Raw genomic sequence first — 20443 nt, 5'->3', positions numbered from 1 at the left:
GAAGCCATGTTAAGCATACAACCACTTAAATCAGCACAGGGTGCTGCAGACTATTATGCGGCTGCATTTAATTATTATGCCGGTGATGCCCAGGCGTTACGGTGGCTTGGGCAGGGCAGTGTGCAATTGGGGCTGTCCGGGACTGTGCAAAAAGAACAAATGCTAGCGCTTCTGGAAGGGAAACTACCCAATGGTCAAACATTAAAAAATAAAAAAGGGGAACACCGCCCTGGGTTTGACATGACCTTTTCAGCCCCTAAAAGTGTATCCATTTTATCTGGATTAGGCGCCGACCCCAATCTATCCATTCTTCACGACAAGGCGGTTGAAAAGGCATTTCGTCTCATTGAAAAAGAATTTGCGCAGGCCCGTGTGGTCATTCAGGGCAAAGTGCATTATGTCGATACGGGAAATCTTGTGGTTGCAGCGTTCAGGCAGCCTTCTTCACGCGCCAATGATCCCGCTTTGCATACGCATTGCGTCACAATGAATCTGACATTTACCCTCGAAGATGGAAAGGCCCGTTCGCTGGCTTCCGACATCAACGCTCATTTTGGGGTTGTTGAGCAATTACAACAGCATGTGACCTATGCCGGTATTTTATACCGCACAGAACTCGCCAATTTATTAAAAGAGCAAGGGTATCGACTTCGAGACGTTGGAAAAGGAATGTTTGAAATTGAAGGGATTCCCCAGGAGGTATTAAAAGCGTTTTCCACGCGCCGCCAAGCCATTGAAGAAAAAATGCAGGAAGAAGGCTGGGAAGGGGCACGCCTGGCTAGCAAGGCGACGCTTTTAACCCGAAATGCCAAGGAAGAGTATGATATGGCCGTTTTACAAGCGGATTGGAAACAGCGCGCTGAACAGTTGGGCTTCGATGCGTCAGCCTTTATTACTTCACACAAGGATTTAGCTGAACCCCACAAGGCCGCTGGTTTTCTCACAATGATCAAAGAAAAATTGCTTGAGCGTTTTTATGGAAAACAGGATTTAACTGAATTGAGAGCAAAGGAAGCTGTCTTTGTTGCCATAGAGACACTTTCCCAACAAACCAGTGTGTTTGAAGTGAGGCAATTAAAGGAAGCGGCCCTTAAACATAGCCTAACAGGTGCCACAGTGGTTCCCATTGCCGTAATTGATAGAATGATTGAGACGCATATTAAAAATGGGTTGCTTTATCAGGCAATAGATCCCATTACTAAGCGCTCTATGCTGACTACCCCCTGGGGGCTAACAATAGAAACAGAAACCCTAGCCCGTATTGACTCCAATCAGGGGCTATTAAAACCGATAGCCAATCCACATGCGGTCTTGCAGGCGCAAAAAAACCATGAAACCAATTCCCCATTTCCTTTAACCGCATCCCAGAAAAGCGCGTTGATGCATGTGTTTACGTCAACCGACCGCTTCAATGCCGTTCAAGGGTATGCCGGTACGGGAAAAACGACCATGCTGCAATTAACCAAAACATTAGCCTGCGATAAAGGATGGTCTTTAAGAGGGCTAGCGGTTACCAGCAGTGCAGTAAACGAGCTTCGTGATAAAGCGGGAATTCGCTCTGATGTCTTTCCAATCGTTCACCAGGAGCTTTTGAAAGCGGGCAATAATTCATTAAAAAATACGCTCTATGTTCTAGACGAAGCGTCCATGCTGTCGACCATTCAGGGTCACGAACTGATCAAGTTAATCGAGCAAAAAGGGGCACGACTATTGTTAATTGGCGATGATGATCAGCTTTCCAGCGTGAAGTGCGGCCGCATTTTTGGCCAAGCGCAAGCCTATGGAATGGCCACCGTGAAAATGACCGATATTATTCGACAAACCAATGAAAAAACCCGAGGGGCTGTGAGAGATGCTATAAACAGGGAGTGCTATGAGTCGATTCAAAAACTCGATGAAGTACGGGAATTTAAAACGCATGATGAACGAATTGAGGCGATTGCTCATCATTGGTTAAATCTATCGCATTCGGTTCGCGAAAGAACGCTTGTTTTTGCGCCAACCCACAAAAACCGCCATGATATTACACACATAATCCGACACCACTTAAAGAAAGAAGGAACCTTAACGGGTCCAGAGCAGGTTATCAATACCTTAAAACCGAAGCCAATTGAAGAAGTACAATATCATCATACGCAATATTATCAGCAGGGCGATGTACTGCGCTTTAATTTAAAGCTGCCGAAGTCCCGTATTCAACCAGGGGACTATTTAACGGTTGGAATAATGACGGCAATGCATCAAAAGAATAAAACGATACCTCTCATCAATAGTGAAGGGCGCTCGGTCACCCTTTATTTAAAAGAATTACCCCAGTATAAGCCCACACGTGCGGGATTAAACCGACCCATTGAGTTTTATGAAGCAAGCTCTCTTGGACTTTGTGTTCAAGATAAGGTGTTGGTGACTCGAAATAACAACCAGGCAGGGCTTGTGAATTCCTCGTTAGCCTCTATCAAGGCAATGGATGAAAAAACCATGACGCTTTGTTTTGAAAAAAACAATGAGGAAAAAATATTTCCCCTTGATGCAAGCGAATTACAGCATTTGGATCATGGGTATGTGCTAACCAATATGAAAGTTCAGGGGAAGGATAAGCACTATGCTTTGGGATTAATCGAGTCTTATAACCAATTTTCAGCGACATTGAGAAATTATTACGTGCAAATTTCTCGAGCCATTTCTCGCATGACGCTCATTACGGATGACAAGAATCAGTTGCTCAAAGCCCTTGAATATAATCACGACACTAAAAAATCGGCTCTGGACTATGTAAATAGTGACTTACTGAAACGCCATACAGAGCACTTTGCTACTCATCAAAAGGCCATTGATGTGAACGCCATTACCCAGAAGAAAGCGCAAAATGATGAGGGGATGGAACAAAGCCAGACACTTATTAATGACTACAGTGAGGCGAAAGAAAAACAAAAAACTGCACCGGCTTACAAAATGGCCTGGCAAATCGCCACCGATGAGCCGCTTAGGCGAATGGCAAGGCACCAATTGGGGATTTCTGAAAGCGTCATACGAGAAGACGCATTGAAATTTGCCACAATGAAGTGGCTAAAAGGATTAAGTCCTGAGGAGCGAGAAAAAGCGTTAACGGTTAAAGCATACCTTAATGCCTGTTTAAATACCCAGAAAGCCTGGAAATCAGTGCATGATGGAAATCGCAGCCCCTTGCAAAAATCAAAAGCGACGGCGTGGTCTGAAACCAGAAACGCACTCGCTTATCGCATCACCGAACGAATTGAAGAGTACATCACTTCTTTGCACCATTTTTCAATTGGCAAACTCAACCGCTTAGGCATTTCGCAATACCGTATTGAAAAAGGAGAGGAGAGAGCCTATGCGAGGCTTCAGAATTTAAGTGTCCACGCTGAAAAACACCAACAGGGCCTCACTGTCGCTTCTTTTTTCAATGAAGAGGAAGGTAAAGCAAAAGGGTCACTTGCGTTAATGCTTAAAAACCAGTCCAAGGCGATTCATCCGCATTTAATTCGTTTCGCTGAAAAGACTAACAAACCGCTCGATGGCTTATGGCGTGAAATCAACCAACAGGCTAGAAAGCGGGAAGAAGATCTCTTTAGAGAGGGACTTAATCTTGAGGAGCAAGCGCTTTTTGATACCGTTAAAACCTATCAGTCACTGAATAAAGAACTAGCTGTTCATTATGCCAGTTCTCTTTATGCCTTAGAGACAGGAAAGGAACTCCCAGAGACCGCTGAGAAAGCCCAGCAAAGGGCTGCCACACTAAGAAATCAGATTGCGTCTAATCTTCTCGGCAATCCCTCCGCTAATACAGTAGTGAGCTTCCTAAAAATAGATCAGAACAAATTGCTGAAACAAGCAGCTAACCATGATAAACGGGAAACGGTGCTCCGATTTCAACAACTCGTTTCAAATTTTAAGGAGAAAAAAGAGGCCGCTTTGATCATCGCATCGGATATCAAAGGCCACTATCCCTTTATAAAGGCATTGGGCGTCAATACAAACACATTACATACCTTCATCCGAATTGAAGCGCGAAGCGTCTTTATCAATGAACTCAGTGAAGCGCAAAAGAGTGATTTTCGCAGCGTCCTCCACTACAAACAGATCAGTCAAAAAGCCAGTAACGCTTGGAAAAATATCTTTTCATTGCAGGCACAAGGCCAGAAAGCCCATGAACACCGTATGATTCAAGCCCAGCAATTAACTGCCAAACGAGACAACCTGGCCTATAAAATACATCGCAATGCGTCAATGCAAGGTTTCTGTGAGCGGGAAAGGCTAGATCCGCGTAAAATTGAACAGCATGCAAAACAGCATGCCGCCCGTAAACAGACCCTTATTCAATTAAACAAAACCAAAGATAAACTTTTTAAACAACTAGAAATTCGTATAGAGGGTATGAGTAAGCCCGAATCGGCCCGCTGGCATAACGCCTGGACAGCATTAAAAACGAATTTACATCGCATCGCTCAAAAGGAGGCCCTTTATCACTCTGCCATTGACGAGCTGAAGGCACCATTAGATTTTACCGAATCGCAGAAGCGTTTGTTGAGTCGGTATGAACTAAATGGTCACTCCAATAAGAATTGGACCGCTGACAAAACAACGAGCAAGACTCTGCCAGGAGAAACGAGGGCTTTCTTCGATGCCACAAGGATTATTGACGCATTAACCGAAAATCCTATCGAGACGTATCGCGCTATCTTTGGGGAGCCAAAGAAAATCAACTCAAAAGAAATGCGCTTCTCAGGGGGGCTTATTGTCTCATTGAAAGGAAAAAAGGCAGGGTTTTGGTATGATTTTTCAGAAGGACATGGGGGAAATCCGCTTTCGGCCATTATGAAAGAGCGAGGCTTGTCCTTTCAGGAGGCTTTAAGAGAAGGCGCTGCAATTGCCGGGATTTCAGGAGTAGCCAGTTGTCCACCCATGCGGAAAGAAAAGCCACTGGATCTAATCGACGTAAAAGAAGAAAAAAATAGAATTATCTCCGCAAAAAGTATTCTGAAAGGGGGTATTCCTATTTCAGGTACTTTGGCAGAAACCTATTTAAAAGCGCATCGTGGCATTGAAAATCCAGAACAACTCAATGTGTTATTTTGGCCCAAAGGTGCTTCCTGGAAAGCCACGGATGATAATGGAAATCTTTATGATAAAACGAATAAAATACCCGCGCTGTTAATAGCAGCCAAGAATGCCAAAGGGGAAATCACAGGTGTTCAACGAATCTATTTGGACGAGAAAACGGGTAGAAAAAATACCTTTATGGAGACTGCTAAACTATCCAAAGGAAAAATAGAAGGGAGTGCCGGATTACTGCAAAAAGGTGAAAAATTTGGAACGCTGTATTTAGCAGAGGGACCTGAGACGGGAGCCACACTGGCCATGGCAAATCCTAAGGCCAGTGTGCTGGTTTCCTTTGGCTTATCCAACTTGAAAAACTTAAACGAGCTTATTAAAACACTCTATCCCGGTGAAGTGATTATTGCAGGTGATAATGATTCCGCAGCTAAGAATGACACGTTAAAAATAACAGAGGATGCAAGAGAGTTTTTAGCAACGAAGGGAATAATATCGAAGCTTATTATCCCGAACACTATTGCGGGAAGAGAAAAAACCGACTGGAATGATGTTCATCAACTCCAAGGCTTAAACCAGGTGAAACAGCAGCTCGGCTTAATGGAAGAAAAACCCCTGCATAAAACAGTGATACGGCACCACAATGAAAAATCGAATCAATTAGAACAGTACGTGAAGCATTTCGCCGAGGGCTCAAATCTGCTCCCTAAAATGGTCAGGCCAGAAGCGTACAATAGAGACCATTTGAAATCCATTTACTCGACAATTGATAAAGCGAATAACACGCCTCAAAAAGTATCAGAATCCAAGCAAATGGAACACTTTGATAGCAAGCAGAAAAGCATGGATATGGAGATTTAAATTGCCATCGCTAGAGTTCTTCTGGTGCAATTCCCATGAGTTCCTGGTATTTATTAATGGATAAATCCATCAATTTTTTAAACTCCTCCTGGCCATAGTCCATTTGTTTAGACGCTATATTTTTTAACAGCGCATTCATTTGGATCATGAGCTTAAAGCAGTGCTTTTCGATTTCAGAAAATTGGTCTTCTGCGCTGTTGGGCTCCTGGCTTTTTTCAGTCACCATCAATCCAATTTCGGTCATTTTGGTGATAGTATATGAAAGCGAATCATCATTATCGCCTGCATATTTTATGAGTTTTGCATAAAGCGCATTGGGTAAAGTGATGGTGACTCGAGGCATGGAAATCTCCTTTTACAATATTATTCCGTGATGCACATGCGATGAACTGGCTGATGCATGGGTGCTGCATAATAGCCTAAGCCAACATTGTATTCTAAAATGAAATGCTGCACTAGGGATTCGTGATGATGTATTTGTGATGCACCGGGCTGATTAAAATGGTGTCACTTTCCAGCCATCGTGTAATACATGTTGACTATTCACAGAACAGCAAAAACTATTTTCCCAAGACAAATGAATAAAGGTGTTTTTTAAGATAAAATTCAATAGGTTACAAATTAGCATTCTAATGCGAAAGGTGTGCTTGTTTTTATAGTTGTTGTCTTTCTTGTTGTTTGGGGGGCCGTTTTTTTGTTGAGAATTATTTACTTTTTGAGCGCATATCAATTGCGCGCTTGTGATTGACTCGCTATATGATTTTCTTTACTATAAATTAATAATGATTAAATGGAATTTAATATGATCTTGCTGCCAATCTTTTTCTTCTTTTGTTTTGTAGGGATCACTTATTTAAATTATAAGGATCACAAAGCAGGTCGTTTGCATCGGGAAATGGGAACGAACCAAATGGAACAAACGGAGTATAATCCTGCAACGGGTTTACCCATGATAGGAGCATTGGATAGCATGGGCAATTCAATCGGTTCTAGTGCATCCGACAGGGATAATTATTGGAATAATGATTACCATCGTCATTCAACGTTTGAGAGCAGCAGCTATGATCCATTTAGCAATCGCTATTAGCGATCTGCTCTGTATATCAATTAACGGAAAGTTGTGGAATTAGTGCAAAAATCGAATCTTAGGAAAAGTACAATTGCTTAAGTTAGATTTAGGACTGTATTAATTCATTAATATAACGAATAAATGGCGTAAAAATTTGATAAGATCTCAATTTTTATTATGATCTTATCAATTGAGGCTTTTGTAGAGGCTATCAGTAATCAAAGTAATAAACTATACACTAGCGTTTATAACCAAAGTTCAACAAATGTCACTGCAATCTAAATTAATTCCCAATCCCCAAAGTACCCCTCTTTCGTTTTAATTAAATCCTCATAAACATGCATTTCTAAACCATCTCCCAATTCATCCCAACCCGTCAAATCTTTGGCTATCTGCAAGGCATTTTCATTAACAAAAAAAACTCTAGGCACTCCATAAGTCCATATAATCCCCTCAACACCATTAAGTGTTGCGCCTTCAAACCCCCAATCATCCATTTCTTGATCAGGATTTTTGCGACCATGATATAATCTTATTTTCATGAATGTCCTTAAATTGGATTTCTTGTTTTCGAGCTTATGAGGTGAACAAAGGGGAGCCCTTTGTTCACCAATCAAAAACTATCTTTTTATTTCCATCATTTTTTCAGTAAGAGTCCACAAGGCACGATTTAATTTGACATTTTGATCAATGGCTTTTACTTCTCTGGTTTTTGTACGAGTGGTATAACCGTATTTATTGAAACGATGGCCACGGATCCCGCCTTTAATTAAATTTTCTTGAAGGATATTGAACACGGTAAATAGATCATTATCTGTTTGATCCCTATAACGCCTTGGTTGCAATAAACTCTGAGGATTAACGCTCATGCCTCCCTCTGTATCCGAGAATTTTAGTGAATGAGCTGCTTCGGCAAAAATCATTTTTTCCTCATCGTTCAAATGAATTGAAGCCATGTCGTCCGATGCATCAAGCATGTTATTCGCCGTTTCTATCACCTTATAGGTGCCTTCAATAACATTTCCGATCACATCACCCTGATGTTTAATTCTGATTTCGTCATACGATTGTCCTGCAATCAGTCCATTACCACAGACAACACGAAAAAGACCCGCGATTAAGCGATAGGATGACAAACCGTCATGAGAATTAATAAGAACCAGTTCTGGGTAAAGTCCCAGATTATTTTGCATGACATCATGGCGCTGAAAACGAAGCATGTGTTTTGCAAATACTTTTGATTCTTGGTTCTGGCTTTTGGTTTGAGTTGCCCAAGTGGGGAAGAACCCTTCTGACATCAGTTTGTCAATAACTTGCTCGGTTGAGATGGGTGAGTACTTGGCACTCGTTTGATGAGATTTTGCTTGTGTGAAAATGGATGGCGCTAATTGGAATAATTTTTCTTTTGATAATACGGGTAACATGTTGTTCTCCTATGTTTTTACTATTGTTCTCAAGGAACAGATACAGTATCGCAAAAAAACGAATGCATGTCAAGATATGTTATCAACTTAATTGACAAACAAAGTTTATCAAATAAGTTGATAATGTTTTGGGGTTTGTTATACTGTTCTTGTCTTCATGACCAATAGTAAAAACATAGGAGAACACAATGACTATTCCAGAACATATTCAACAACAACTGCTCCATACCAACAAAGCGATCGTCTGGTCGTGGGGAGTATCTAAATGGTATGAGCTTTCAGATAACGCTCTCGCAATGAGAGTTCACGCGCGTTACTTAGATGGTTTTGTGTGTATAGAACTGGATGAAGCCCGAGACTTATACAATATTTCTTTTTATTTGAATAAAGATTTTCAAGACATGATCATATGGCCACAAATTCCCTATATGCCGATGAAGGGGGTTTATTGCGATCAACTCGTTGAATTCATAGATAATAGAATTGAAAAAATACCGAATTATAAATACTGATATCATCCCCCTTTAAGGGGATGTATTAACAGGAGGCCGCCTCATGAAAAAATTATCGTTTGCCGTGAAGGCAAACATGAACAAACCGCCTAGAGTTCATGTGCAATCAGCTGATAAAAAGACAACCTATGGTTCATTTCAAGCAAATCACTGCAATGAATTTGACAGCTGGGATAAATTAAGCCAGGAGGAAGCCATTGAGTTAAAACATTACATGAATAATCTGGAGGCGATTGAGCATTACTTCTCTACAAAGGCACTGTCTGAACAAAAAGATTTTAGAATCAGGTTGCCGGGCAGCTTTATTGACGCTATTGACGAGTTGGGTAAGCTTTGCCTTGAAGAACATATTAACTTGAATGTTTATGATGCTATGATCAGTGCAGCTATTGGGCAACTTAAAATAAATACAGCAAGCCTCCCTGATGACAAAAAGCAGCATGCACTGGCCATTCTTAATCAGCTGGGGCTGTCCGAGAATGTAAAGGCAGACGTGTCATTTAAAATTCAAGCCGTATTTGCTGAGCTACTATCACCCTGCTTTTCCGCGATCATTCCTTCCAGGGTTTCTTTCCATCCTGGCTTATCACTTTGGGGATATTGAGGCATTTTTTCAAATAATGCTTGTGTCTCACCAATAGGCGCTAAATCAGGAGAACTCAATATTTGAGTTGCAATACTCATCCCCTGTTCAGAATTTGTAAAGAATGCCGCACCTTTCTTATCTGTGACATTGATAGCCATAAAAGCTCGTGTATTAAGGTTTTCACCATATTGATAAGCGATTACCTTATTATCTGTATTTTTATATATATGCCAGCCTAGGCCGCAGGTTTCCGTAATGCTGTAAACCCTTGTTGGCACAAGTTTCTCACTAAACGCCCTGATTTCTGTTTGGGTAGATTCGTCTATTACACGTTTTAAGTCATTAAATTCCGTTTTGCTGAAAGAAACACGCTTATAATTATCATCTGTTGCATTCTTGAGGTATTTTAAAGTGTTATCAGCTTTGCTTAGGCGCTTGAACTCTTCAGGTGTCAAATCGGAAAGTGCGAAACTCGTTTCAAACTCAAATGCTTGTTGGAAAGTAGGATCGTCCATATTTTTTAACCAAGCGGTCATGAATTTTGAAAAATCTTCGGCTGTTGTAAGTAGTGTACCGGCGGCATTAAGATGAGGGGTATGACCTGCTTTTGATGTTATCTCTAAGATATCGCGTTTGAATGAGGGATTATTCAGTTTAGTTGCCAGGTTTGTTAAATCAATTTCTGGAGGAAAGGACACTGGCTCACTCATTCCTTTTACGTAGTATTTACAGGGATTTTCAGATAAATAAATTGTACCATTTTCAGACTGGTTGAGATCAGACAATGATGACATCAATTTAAGATCATACCTAAGATTTGGGATGCTCTCATAGATTGATGTCGGCTCCCCTAGCTCAGTATGAACTGATACAATATTGGTTCTGCTATCTGGTTGCGGTAAAAACGTAGAGTGTTTCATTTTTAAAGGCTTAAAGACATGCTCATGAGCTAAGGTTTCTAAATCTTTACCTGTTTTTGTTTCAATGACTTTTTGTAAGTAAAGAAAAGCTTCGCCTGAGTAAGAATATCCCTTGCCTAGAACTGATTTATCATCAAAGGATAGTGGAGAAGATAAATCTGACCCTGCCCCAAAATTGGGTAATCCAGTAGTGTGTGTCAATACATGTCTGGCTGTTAATTGCATAGCTTTCTCAGGATAGGCACCGTTTACCTTTAATCTTTCATATTCCCGTTCTTTCTGTTGCATTATAGGAAGTAATGGTTCATCTAAATCGATTTGCTTATCCTTGACCAACTGTAACACTAAATATGTAAATACAATTTTACTAAGTGAAGATGCTGGAAATTGAGTATCATTATCTACTTCATCCTGACCAGCATTTGTAGTTTTTCCAACAGCGAGTGAAGTGCTTGAAAATTCATGCCCGCTTCCTTCTTTGGGTTCGACATATGCATAACTTACGCCTGGAATATGAGCAGGCTCAGCTATATTTTTTAATTTATCTTTGGATGGTGTAGGCATAATATGTAAATAGCTCTAAAGATATATTTATTATAGGGCATAGCTTTCTACTGGATTAATATCTTCATATGGCAAAGTAAAATTTTGCTTAACCACACGCGAATGCCACGGGACTGCCTAATTTGCTAATACTCCTGCACTCAGGATGGGCATTTACTGTACTTCTCCATCCATAGACATCCCACTTTTTTCATCTCATCCCGATGTTTTATAAGATAATCTATTTGCTCTAATAACGACGAATTTATGGAATTCCACTTTAGTGCCTCAGGATTTTTCTTCTCACTTTAGCGAGCACAGGATAAATTTCAGGTTCAATTAAGTTCATTTAATAACACCCCCAAAAATCCATTGACTCTATCAATCAAACACGCAAATATAAATCATAAATTAAACAATATGTTTAATTATTTTATACCGATTGATGCTGGTTGATATCAAATGTAACAACAAGAAAGATGGATTTAATATGGATTTTTTATTTATAAACTCTCAGGAATTATCGGCATTAGCTGGCCTTCCTTATGTTCAACAAGTCGCTTATTTAATAGGTATAAGACCTTACATGGATCGTAAAACCTTCATTGTTGGTGGGGTTAAACGGCGAATAAGTTATCAGTCGCTATCTGAAGCACTTTATGTTGAGCCACATCAAGGTATTACCAACTCTGGCAGTCCAAGCCGACAACAATTACGCAGGATTATTAAAGGTCTTGAAAAGGCAGGATTAATCCAGATTCAGTCTGCTGATATGCACCTCATTTTAAAGTGTCTTTTAGCCAATTCAGATATTCCTGACCAAAATAAACCCGACACAAAGCCGACACAGCAATCAGGCACAGTAAATCAGAGAAAAAATAACGATATTTCAGGTTATTACACTCAAAAATTAGCAAAACCCAACACAGGTGAAACTGTAAAACCCGACACACCTCATAACTCAGATCTTGATCTTGTTTGTTTAGGCGAACAATTTGAAACATTTTGGCAAAGTTATCCACAACCCGCAGACAAACATAAAACCTGGAATGCATTTCTTAAAGTTAATCCTGACAAGGCTTTATTCGTCAAAATGATGAGCGCCCTAAAACAACAAATCACGGCCCATCAGCAACTGCAGAAGCAAGGAGAATGGGTTCCTAATTGGAAATACCCTGCCAATTGGTTAGCTCAGGAAAGCTGGAATCAGGTTCTAACAGTACAAACAACAAAGGAGTCAGTAAGTAATGAAAAGAGCCAACGAAGTCATACACCAAAAAATACTTTCGATGTCTTCTGGGCATCCTGCGGTCAAGGAGCCCACCTCGACTTCGATGACATCAAAGCAATTCAGTAAGAGGGATAGCATGAACACTAGATCACAAACATCATCAACCTACGATTTGCGAATAGATATTTTATTTACTCGCCTGGGCGCTATTTATGGGCAGCTTTGGTGGAACAACTATAGAACTGAAGAGTTGCTATTACTAGCAAAACAGGAATGGTCCGAGGGCTTAAAGCGATTTGATAATCAAATTTTTAAAGATGTATTGGTGGTATATCGCGAACAAAAAAACTACCCCCCTTCACTACCTCAGTTTGCTGAAAGTTGTAGAGCCACACAGGCACGCAGAGTACCTATACCTGAAAGAGTGAAAGAGGAACGACGCCCATCAAGTCTCGAAACTGCAAAACTACACCTCGCTGCCATGAAGCAGATGCTGAAAAATTAATAATAACTGGAGCTAAACCATGCTAGTACTTACACGCCGTATCGGAGAGCAAATCTTCATCGATAAAGGCCAGATCAAAATTAAAGTTCTCTTTATTCGTAATGGAAATATTGCCCTTGGGATTCAAGCACCTTCACAGATAGACGTGGACCGTGAAGAAATTTATTACCGTAAACAAGATAACCACGAAAACATTCCCGTTGAGTCTAATTAACCAGAAAAGCCGGGCATAAAGCTTGGCTGGAGTTTTGCCATGTTGAAATTATCATTTGTTACTTCTTTAGCCTTGGTTGCCCTAACAACTCAGGCAGCAAATGTTACACAAATTAACCGCTATGCCACCGTTGTTAATAAGCCACTGGCTGCCCAGGTAAACCCATTATTAGCGGTACAGCAAATTCATTTTCCTCAAGAAGTTAAAACCATAGGTCAGGCCATTGAATGGTGGCTTCGGTATTCAGGTTTCACATTGGTCGCTAAAGAAAGGCAGTCTGAAAGCCTGCAGGCGGTTATGTCTCAATCCTTACCTCAGATTGACAGAAACTTAGGGCCATTAACTGTCAAAGACGGCCTAGAGGTCCTTGTTGGCCAACAAGCCTTTACCCTGATTGAAGACTTCTTGCTGCGCCAGGTGAATTTTCAATTAAAACCAACTGTTAAGCCGAGGAGTAAATAATGATTACTTGTCCCTTAATCACAAAATATATAAGTATCGCAAGTTTGGGGATAGCGCTCATCAGCGGGTTTATTCTAATCAAATGCCATTTTCTGGGAAAAACAAAAGATGTCGAGATTATAACTACTCGTTTAAATGATATTCAGACCCAGATCGGTAACTTGCAACAGGCAGCAAGAAAACCTGAGGAGAAGATGGATTTTAGTACCATCAATCAGGACTTCAATAAATTAACCACATTGATTGAGGAACTCAAATCCAAAGATGACAACACTATGCACCAGCTTATCAACGAGAATCGTGCAGACTTATCCCACAAGCTGGACGCACTGCATGAGGTAATTAATTCGCTCGATAAAAAGGAACATCCCGTTAAATACCTGCCTATAACTGCTTTACCTTTTAAGCTCATCAGCATTGACAGCATTCAGCAAGTTAGTGTCGCTACTGTTGCATATGATTTCAAAACCATTTCATTGGAAAAAAACGACAAACTAGCCGGTTGGAAGGTCTTGCAGATTGATTTTGGCCAACAACGTATTGAACTTGAAAACAGCAAAAAAGAGCGTGTTGTTGTAGCTATGGAAGCTGACATTCCCGGTGATCAAAATGCTTAAATATCCAGTATTAATGCTTGCCTTGTTCACGGGTGAAGTTGCACATGCAGAGCTAAACATTCCGGGTTTAGATCAACAGCCGCTAAATACTCTGGCCATTGAAGATCAGACATTGGCGAAAACAGGATTAACCCTTAATGAAGATGATACGACCTCTGAACAAGACATCAATCAAATCAAACTAGATGAGAACCAGCTTCATGAAGCAAAAGTATGGGGATTAACGCCAGAGGAAGAAAAAAGATATCTCTTGCTCATGCAAAATAAAAGCAAATTCTATTACAAAGGGTTAAGACAAACGCCGATTGATATTCTGGGTCTTAATGCCAGAAATGAAATAGAACGCAATCATTTTGCAGAGCTGGCAGCAAAACAAGAAGCGCAGAAGGTCAGCAAAAATATTGCATGGAATAATGCCTTTTATAAAGCGTATAACAAGTTGTTTGCAAATGTCCCGGTGATTGGTGATTTTGATCCATCCCCCTATTCACCCTATGCCCATAAGCCAGTTCAGTTAGCCCAAGGCGATACTCTCTATTTTTTTGTTAAAGAAACGGATACGGCCAAAACCATTGTACTGATGCTTACCGAGGCAATAGAACAAACACCGAATACACGTTTGCATTTAATGTTGCTGGGCTTCGATGATGCGTCTGTCCAGATATGGGCTAATAAACATCAAATACCACAACATCTAGTGAATAGCGGTCAAATTAGTTTGAATCATGGTGACCTCAATTACCAGGCACTCAATGTAACAAAGAAGACATCCCCCTTGCTGCTACTGTCAAAAAATGGTCAATCAAGCATCGTTGATTTGGGGAGGTTTTAATGAAGAAGCTTTCTGTTATTGCTGGTTTATTGATGAGTATTTCTTGCTATGCATGGCAAATCATCAATACAGAACAATATATCAAAGAGATGCAATCTCAATTAACCGAAGAATCTCTAAAGCTTCAGGAAAAACTTGATGCACGCTTACCTGTATCTAGCGAAGCAACTGTGGGAAAAGTAAATAGAAAACCGCTCAAACTGACAAACTTCACCCAGCCTGTTTTTATTATTGGCGATGATGAGGTTTCACGGCAATGGCTTCAAGAACATACGGAAGAATTAGAAGCAGCCCATGCGTTAGGATTTGTTACCAATGTAACAGAAAGCGAGCAATTACAAACACTTCAACAACTGACCAAAGCCTCCTTGCTACCCGCCAATGTAGATGACTTGATGGCCCTCTTTCAAGAAGACCATTACCCACTGGCATTTATTGAAGGTGAATTATGGCAATAAAAACTCAGCCCGCTAAACAATCCAAAAGAATCATTATGAGCCTTTTATTACTCATTCTATTGGGCTGGTTGATTTTATTGGGTTGGGTTTTAAGTCTTTGGTGCTTTTCAGATTTTGATACCGCCTTTAATTCGGCGACTACATTATCCAAAAAACAGACATCAGCTGTTGCTGATTTTAATGATACGACAATAGCAGAAAAAGTTAACACATGGTTCGGACTCCTCCCTACCCGTGAAGTCACTCAGAAAATAACGCAGGCGCGTCTGTTAATTGAGAATGAGCTGGACAACGTACTTCCTGAAACAAGCTCAGAGCTTAGTGAGATTGCTGATGACTTCATCCGCATCAGTAATCAGCTCTGGTTGCTAATCAGTCTTACGGTAAAAATTATGTTGATAAAACTGCTTATCCTTTTGGCGGCTATCCCCTTATTTATACTGGCCATGACTGCGGGTCTTATTGACGGGCTTAATCAGCGCGCCATTCGCACAGCCTCTTTAGGACGAGAGTCTTCTTATGTCTTCCATCGCTTAAATCATTATTTCAAACGAGGTTTATTAATGTTGCTGGCTGTATGGCTAGCAATCCCCATAAGCATTACACCTGCTTTTGTATTCGTACCAGTCAGCATCTTGTTAAGTGTCATCGTTTCTGTCACCGCAAGCCGCTTCAAGAAATATTTGTAAGGAGGAAAAATGAAACGACTGTTATTAGTGATGATGTTAAGCCTGTCTTTTGCGTCTCATGCCAGTGAAGAAGCCTTAAATCAAACATTAGTCAGAGTTATTAACCAGATTAATGCGCTTATGCCTTTACTAGATGAGGCACAGGGTGAAATTGAACCTAACACTCGAATTCGATTGCATATTGAGTCTTTTGAAGGAGCTGATGGCAAAACTCACGCAGGTCTTCGTAATGATTTACTAGCTATCCGAAATGCCTTGATTGACTACATCAATAAGCCCGCTATCGAACCTAAAACCATTAAGCCGCTGCCGCTTGATTTTATCGGTAAATAGCTATGAACAAAATTGATATCGCTAAAACATTCGCAGCAAGTTTCAAACAGGCCGCCGGAGATACCGCAGCAAGTAGTTACTCTGGTTGCATCCGTTTTATCGCCATCATGCTGGTCATCATAGCTGTGATGTGGTGCATCAACCATTTCATGGGTCATACAGAAAAAGAGCAGGAAGGTTTTCTGATACTTCTCGGCTCACGCTTAATCCGCATCGTTTTAGGATTTTGTTTATTCATTCTTATTTTAATCGTCAAGGGGAGTTAACTATGAACAAAACTATCATCACCGCAAAGCAATGGGTAAAACGGCTAAGTTTGGGTCTTATAACCTTAAATTATGCCCCAGCTTTATTTGCTGACAACTGGTTTCCAAAGATTTCTAACGCAGATGATATCAGTGACGGCAATAAAAGCATGATGACGGTTACTGGAAACTATGTCAGACAAGGCTTGGGGCTATTGTTGTTTATTGCAGCGGTTATGAGTTTTATCAAATTCATCACAACGGTACAACATGGTATTGAAGAGTCCAAGAAGAATGACGGCTCTATGGTGGCCTTCGGTACCTTTGCTGTCATGGGAATAACCTATCTGGCCATCAGTATTGTCGCAGGTTATGTGGGATACAGCATGATAACCAAATTCAAGATTTAAGGTATTGCCCAATGAACCAACCGTCATCTCGTCATTTGTCTCATGATTATGAGGCCTATAAGGGCTTAAGTCTAAGAGAGCTATTCTGGATAGTAGTTGTCACAACGCCCATCATAAGTCTTCTGTTTAGCCTATGCGGTTTCTTCACGGGATATCCTCTCGCTTGTGGCTGTGTCGGTTTTCTAGTGGGTTTTATTGCCTCTATTACCGTTTGCCCTAAACGTGCCGCCCGTTTGAAAGCAGGAAAACCGCATGGTTATTTAATGAAGAAAACCATTTTAATTCTGACTCGTCTGGGATTAAGGCGCTCCCCCTATCTTCACCATATCGGTACCTGGCAAAAATCCAAAATCGTGAGGCAATCCCATGTTTAATTACTGGAAAAAAGTTGACAGTTTAAATCATATCAATCGCTTGCTACTGGCATTTCTTACTGTACTCATTTTAATTGTAGTGGGGTTGCTTATTACGCTTGCTAAGTTGCCTAATCGCTTTGAATTTTGGCTCACGCCAGCCATGACAATCAACGGGGGCTTAATTAAAGAAAATCAGGTTCCAAAAGAATATGTACAAAGCTTTGCTGCCACATTGATACCTGCATTAAATACCTGGTCAAACACCGGAAAAACAGAGTTCACTAATAATCTCGCGGGCTTCCATTATTACTTTACTCCTCGCTATCAGCAATTAATGGAAAAAACATTAGCCGCTTACAAGGATGCCCAACTCTTCAACCGTGCCCAAGTGGCAAGCCTTTATCGTTTCATGGAAGACGGTGATGTAAGGCTTCTGGATGATAATACATGGGAAGTCCATTTAATCTTGCGGATTACCCAAAGATTGAAAGATGACAGCCCTATGGTCATTGCCGATAAGGTGGTTGATTACCATATCCGGGTCGTTAAAGTAAATTTGTCTCGTCTGCAAAATCCCTTTCAGTTAGCCCTTGATGGGTACACCCAACCAGAAACCCTCGTTAAAGATTTGTTAGCTACGCACGCGGAGGAGAAACCACATGAGAAAATTTAAATGGTTATTGGCTTTGATGATCATGACTTGCAGTATTCAAACATTTGCTCTCGATGCTGAGCACATATTATGGGATAAAACTCCCATTCCCCTGGACTTATCTCTGAATGAAGAGCGGCTGGTTCATTTCCCTCAGGCAGTCAGCATTGTGGATAATGAAGCAGGTAATAAAATTGCAGTGCTCAAAGTTCAGGATACTTTATATCTCAAAGGAAAAGAATCTTTTGAAAACAAACGTCTTCTAGTACAGCTCATGCCTCAGGGTGAAGTAATTATCCTTAACCTCACCACCAAAGAAAAAATCGTTGCTAATAAACCCATTGAAATATTGCTTGAGAATAAGGAAGAGTCGAGCAACACCACTCAAGAATCCGCCAATGCTTTTGACTGGAATGCTATCACACTGACCCGTTTTGCCATTCAGTCATTGTATGCACCACAAAGATTATTAGTCATTCCTGAGGGAATAGGCAGAACGCCTATGCAAACCAGACGCCAAATCAATTTGTTTTATGGCGCTAGTATTGAAGCACGCCCATTAATTTCCTGGCATGGAGGACCTTTTTTTATCACCGCAGTAGAACTAAGAAATCTGTTAAACAAAGAGCTCATTGTCGATCCTCGACAGATGATAGGCAATTGGCAAACAGCCACCTTTTACCCCCGCAATACTTTAGCGCCTCGAGGCAAAGAGGATACAACCACTGCCTTTCTGGTTTCTGATAGGCCTTTTAGTACTGCGTTAGCAGGTAGCCGGGAGTATGTACGATGAAAAAAAATGCTGGATTAAAGGTATTAACCGGGGTTGTAGTTGGTGTGGCTGTACTCATTTTAATGAATAGCAACCATCATTCCAATGAGCCTATCAAACAACAAAGCGACCCCAATAATCTGAATGAAGCCATTGCCAGCCAGTTTAACGACAACATACGTGATGTTGCCGCGAGGTTACAAGAAACCGAGAAGAAACTGGCCAGCCTTGAATCTGAAAATAATCGCCTTAAATTAAGCACTTCAGAGGGAACAGAAAACAATAATCCTGAACTTATTAAAGAGCTGGAAAAGCTTAAAGCGGAGATTGCCTCATTAAAAATAGCGAATGAAACATCACAAGACAAGCCTTATGTAGTTCAAAGTTCAGCAACGTCAGTTCCTGAAGAGAAGAATATTAAAGATATTGATCTCTTATTAATGAAACAAGAAAACAATCAAACCGAACTGGCTTATTGGGAGCGGTTGAAAGAAAAAAGCAAGGCACTCACCCAACAAACTAAATCAGATTCAGCCAAGAGTGAAAGCAAAAAATCCATTCCCTTCTACACCATTCCAGCAGGCTCTGATCTGGGCCGCACTACCTTGTTGTCTGCTCTGATTGGGGAAGTACCAGTTGAGGGGAAATTAATGCAACCGCTTTTTCCCTTCTCCGCCATTATTAATCGTGGGGATCTAATGGCAGCCAATGGGATCCCTTTGCCCCCTGATATCTCCGGTATGAAAGTGAATGGTTATGCCATAGGCGTTGGCTCTTTTTTAGATAATATCAGTTGTGTTCGAGCGTATGTGACATCCGCCTTATTTGTTTTTGATGATGGCCATTTTGTTACCGTTGGCAAAGAGCAGATGAGCGGAACCGCTGAAATGGTCAATAACGAAAGTTTAGGCTATCTCACCACTGCTTTTGGCAATCCTTGCATTAAAGGCCAATATTTCACCAATGCGCCTAGAGTACTGACAGCACTCATGGCTTCAGATGGCATCAAAGGATTTGGTGATGCGCTTTCTCAATGGCAGATGACCTCTACCGCCAATGCTAATGGAACAACCAGTATACCTACTGGCTCTATGAGCAGTTACGCCTTGGGTGGCGCTCTTTCCCAGGGAACAACGAAGGGAGCTGATTGGCTTGAGAAACGCATTCAGGGCAGTTTCGACATGGTTTTTGTTCCTGCATCGATTGGATACAGACCGACACAGCTTTCGTTTCACATAACCCAAACCATCAACCTTGATAAAGAAACCAATGGGAGAGTATTAGATTATGGTCATTTACAGCAAACTGCACACGATTTTAGCCTTAGGTAGTATCTTGGTATTAAGTGCCTGTGCTTCTACCTCAGTCAGCTCTGCAGCCATTCCCGAAGGCGGTCTGACTGTTAGTCAGCTTTATCAGCAAAGCTTAGGTGAGGCGATGCCCAGCTGGTCTGTTCCTAAAAGGCAGACCACCACGGTTAATTATTCAGGGTATACACGAGATGCTTCCAACGAGATTCAACACTTGTTCAAGCCTTTGGATAACCCACAAATACCGATTTATGTGTTTCCCCATGTGGCCCTCATCGGTGATGAACAATTGCTAAAACCAGGCTATACCACAGCTTTTTTTCTCTACAAACAAAACCAGTTTGCCCTGGCTTCAGAGCGTTATTAAGG

Annotated in this window: 24 protein-coding genes; 20 read left to right on the top strand and 4 right to left on the bottom strand. The window is 41.0% G+C overall.

Going from position 1 to position 20443, the window contains the following annotated elements:
- The first annotated feature begins 6 nt into the window (after positions 1-6).
- Positions 7-5934: a MobF family relaxase gene (gene mobF / locus LXA66_RS10345; RefSeq protein WP_233013109.1), complete on the top strand. Its 5928-nt coding sequence runs from the start codon at positions 7-9 to the stop codon at positions 5932-5934.
- Positions 5935-5944: 10 nt separating this feature from the next.
- Here mobF and LXA66_RS10340 read toward each other — a convergent pair whose 3' ends face one another.
- Positions 5945-6277: a hypothetical protein gene (locus tag LXA66_RS10340; protein WP_233013108.1), complete on the bottom strand. Its 333-nt coding sequence runs from the start codon at positions 6275-6277 to the stop codon at positions 5945-5947.
- 447 nt (positions 6278-6724) lie between these two features.
- On the opposite strand from LXA66_RS10340, the gene LXA66_RS10335 reads away from it, so the two are divergent.
- A complete protein-coding gene (locus tag LXA66_RS10335) occupies positions 6725-7021 on the top strand; it encodes a hypothetical protein (RefSeq protein ID WP_233013107.1) in 297 nt (98 codons plus the stop codon).
- A 260-nt stretch (positions 7022-7281) separates the two neighbouring features.
- Here LXA66_RS10335 and LXA66_RS10330 read toward each other — a convergent pair whose 3' ends face one another.
- Together LXA66_RS10330 and LXA66_RS10325 are read right to left on the bottom strand one after the other, a co-directional pair.
- Positions 7282-7545 carry a hypothetical protein gene (locus LXA66_RS10330; protein WP_233013106.1) on the bottom strand — a complete coding sequence of 88 codons (264 nt, stop codon included), beginning with the start codon at positions 7543-7545 and terminating at the stop codon, positions 7282-7284.
- A 78-nt stretch (positions 7546-7623) separates the two neighbouring features.
- On the bottom strand, positions 7624-8427 hold the full coding sequence (locus LXA66_RS10325; protein WP_233013105.1) for a DUF932 domain-containing protein: 804 nt from the start codon (positions 8425-8427) through the stop codon (positions 7624-7626).
- Between the two features lie 188 nt (positions 8428-8615).
- Between LXA66_RS10325 and LXA66_RS10320 the strand changes: the two genes are divergently transcribed.
- Together LXA66_RS10320 and LXA66_RS10315 are read left to right on the top strand one after the other, a co-directional pair.
- A complete protein-coding gene (locus LXA66_RS10320; protein ID WP_058508507.1) occupies positions 8616-8939 on the top strand; it encodes a hypothetical protein in 324 nt (107 codons plus the stop codon).
- Between the two features lie 43 nt (positions 8940-8982).
- Positions 8983-9543 (top strand): hypothetical protein, encoded by a 561-nt coding sequence (locus LXA66_RS10315; protein ID WP_233013104.1) that lies wholly within the window; start codon positions 8983-8985, stop codon positions 9541-9543.
- Here LXA66_RS10315 and LXA66_RS10310 read toward each other — a convergent pair.
- Positions 9447-11009 (bottom strand): serine hydrolase, encoded by a 1563-nt coding sequence (locus LXA66_RS10310; protein WP_233013103.1) that lies wholly within the window; start codon positions 11007-11009, stop codon positions 9447-9449. The two genes, LXA66_RS10315 and LXA66_RS10310, sit on opposite strands and share 97 nt — an antisense overlap.
- A gap of 469 nt (positions 11010-11478) precedes the next feature.
- Between LXA66_RS10310 and LXA66_RS10305 the strand changes: the two genes are divergently transcribed.
- Genes LXA66_RS10305 through LXA66_RS10230 form a run of 16 tightly spaced genes read left to right on the top strand, consistent with a single transcriptional unit; the run spans position 11479 to position 20441 of the window.
- Positions 11479-12345 carry a hypothetical protein gene (locus LXA66_RS10305; protein ID WP_233013102.1) on the top strand — a complete coding sequence of 289 codons (867 nt, stop codon included), beginning with the start codon at positions 11479-11481 and terminating at the stop codon, positions 12343-12345.
- 10 nt (positions 12346-12355) lie between these two features.
- The gene (locus tag LXA66_RS10300; protein WP_233013101.1) at positions 12356-12724 is read left to right on the top strand and encodes a Vir protein; all 369 of its coding nucleotides are present in this window, start codon (positions 12356-12358) and stop codon (positions 12722-12724) included.
- A 19-nt stretch (positions 12725-12743) separates the two neighbouring features.
- A complete protein-coding gene (locus LXA66_RS10295) occupies positions 12744-12938 on the top strand; it encodes a carbon storage regulator (protein ID WP_233013100.1) in 195 nt (64 codons plus the stop codon).
- Between the two features lie 39 nt (positions 12939-12977).
- Complete coding sequence (locus LXA66_RS10290; RefSeq protein WP_233013099.1) at positions 12978-13400, top strand: hypothetical protein; 423 nt, start codon at positions 12978-12980, stop codon at positions 13398-13400.
- A complete protein-coding gene (locus LXA66_RS10285; protein ID WP_233013098.1) occupies positions 13400-14017 on the top strand; it encodes a hypothetical protein in 618 nt (205 codons plus the stop codon). The genes LXA66_RS10290 and LXA66_RS10285 overlap by 1 nt, the downstream gene beginning before the upstream one ends.
- Entirely contained in the window at positions 14010-14849 is an 840-nt protein-coding gene (locus LXA66_RS10280; RefSeq protein WP_233013097.1) for a TIGR03759 family integrating conjugative element protein, read from the top strand. Before LXA66_RS10285 ends, LXA66_RS10280 begins: the two co-directional genes overlap by 8 nt.
- A complete protein-coding gene (locus LXA66_RS10275) occupies positions 14849-15307 on the top strand; it encodes an integrating conjugative element protein (RefSeq protein ID WP_233013096.1) in 459 nt (152 codons plus the stop codon). The genes LXA66_RS10280 and LXA66_RS10275 overlap by 1 nt, the downstream gene beginning before the upstream one ends.
- Positions 15298-15996 (top strand): TIGR03747 family integrating conjugative element membrane protein, encoded by a 699-nt coding sequence (locus tag LXA66_RS10270; protein ID WP_233013095.1) that lies wholly within the window; start codon positions 15298-15300, stop codon positions 15994-15996. Before LXA66_RS10275 ends, LXA66_RS10270 begins: the two co-directional genes overlap by 10 nt.
- Before the next feature lie 9 nt (positions 15997-16005).
- Positions 16006-16329 (top strand): hypothetical protein, encoded by a 324-nt coding sequence (locus LXA66_RS10265; protein ID WP_233013094.1) that lies wholly within the window; start codon positions 16006-16008, stop codon positions 16327-16329.
- 2 nt (positions 16330-16331) lie between these two features.
- A complete protein-coding gene (locus tag LXA66_RS10260) occupies positions 16332-16595 on the top strand; it encodes a hypothetical protein (protein ID WP_233013093.1) in 264 nt (87 codons plus the stop codon).
- A 2-nt stretch (positions 16596-16597) separates the two neighbouring features.
- On the top strand, positions 16598-16984 hold the full coding sequence (locus tag LXA66_RS10255) for a hypothetical protein (protein WP_233013092.1): 387 nt from the start codon (positions 16598-16600) through the stop codon (positions 16982-16984).
- 11 nt (positions 16985-16995) lie between these two features.
- Positions 16996-17358 carry a TIGR03750 family conjugal transfer protein gene (locus LXA66_RS10250; RefSeq protein WP_233013091.1) on the top strand — a complete coding sequence of 121 codons (363 nt, stop codon included), beginning with the start codon at positions 16996-16998 and terminating at the stop codon, positions 17356-17358.
- Positions 17351-18013 (top strand): DUF2895 family protein, encoded by a 663-nt coding sequence (locus LXA66_RS10245; protein WP_233013090.1) that lies wholly within the window; start codon positions 17351-17353, stop codon positions 18011-18013. The genes LXA66_RS10250 and LXA66_RS10245 overlap by 8 nt, the downstream gene beginning before the upstream one ends.
- A complete protein-coding gene (locus tag LXA66_RS10240; RefSeq protein WP_233013089.1) occupies positions 18000-18785 on the top strand; it encodes a TIGR03749 family integrating conjugative element protein in 786 nt (261 codons plus the stop codon). The genes LXA66_RS10245 and LXA66_RS10240 overlap by 14 nt, the downstream gene beginning before the upstream one ends.
- Positions 18782-20095: a TIGR03752 family integrating conjugative element protein gene (locus LXA66_RS10235; protein WP_233013088.1), complete on the top strand. Its 1314-nt coding sequence runs from the start codon at positions 18782-18784 to the stop codon at positions 20093-20095. The genes LXA66_RS10240 and LXA66_RS10235 overlap by 4 nt, the downstream gene beginning before the upstream one ends.
- Positions 20052-20441 (top strand): TIGR03751 family conjugal transfer lipoprotein, encoded by a 390-nt coding sequence (locus LXA66_RS10230; RefSeq protein ID WP_233013087.1) that lies wholly within the window; start codon positions 20052-20054, stop codon positions 20439-20441. The genes LXA66_RS10235 and LXA66_RS10230 overlap by 44 nt, the downstream gene beginning before the upstream one ends.
- Positions 20442-20443 lie beyond the last annotated feature (2 nt).

It is taken from the genome of Legionella sp. 16cNR16C (assembly GCF_021297775.1).
Classification (GTDB): Bacteria; Pseudomonadota; Gammaproteobacteria; order Legionellales; family Legionellaceae; genus Legionella_C; species Legionella_C quinlivanii_A.
This window is presented reverse-complemented; position numbering and strand designations above follow the sequence as displayed.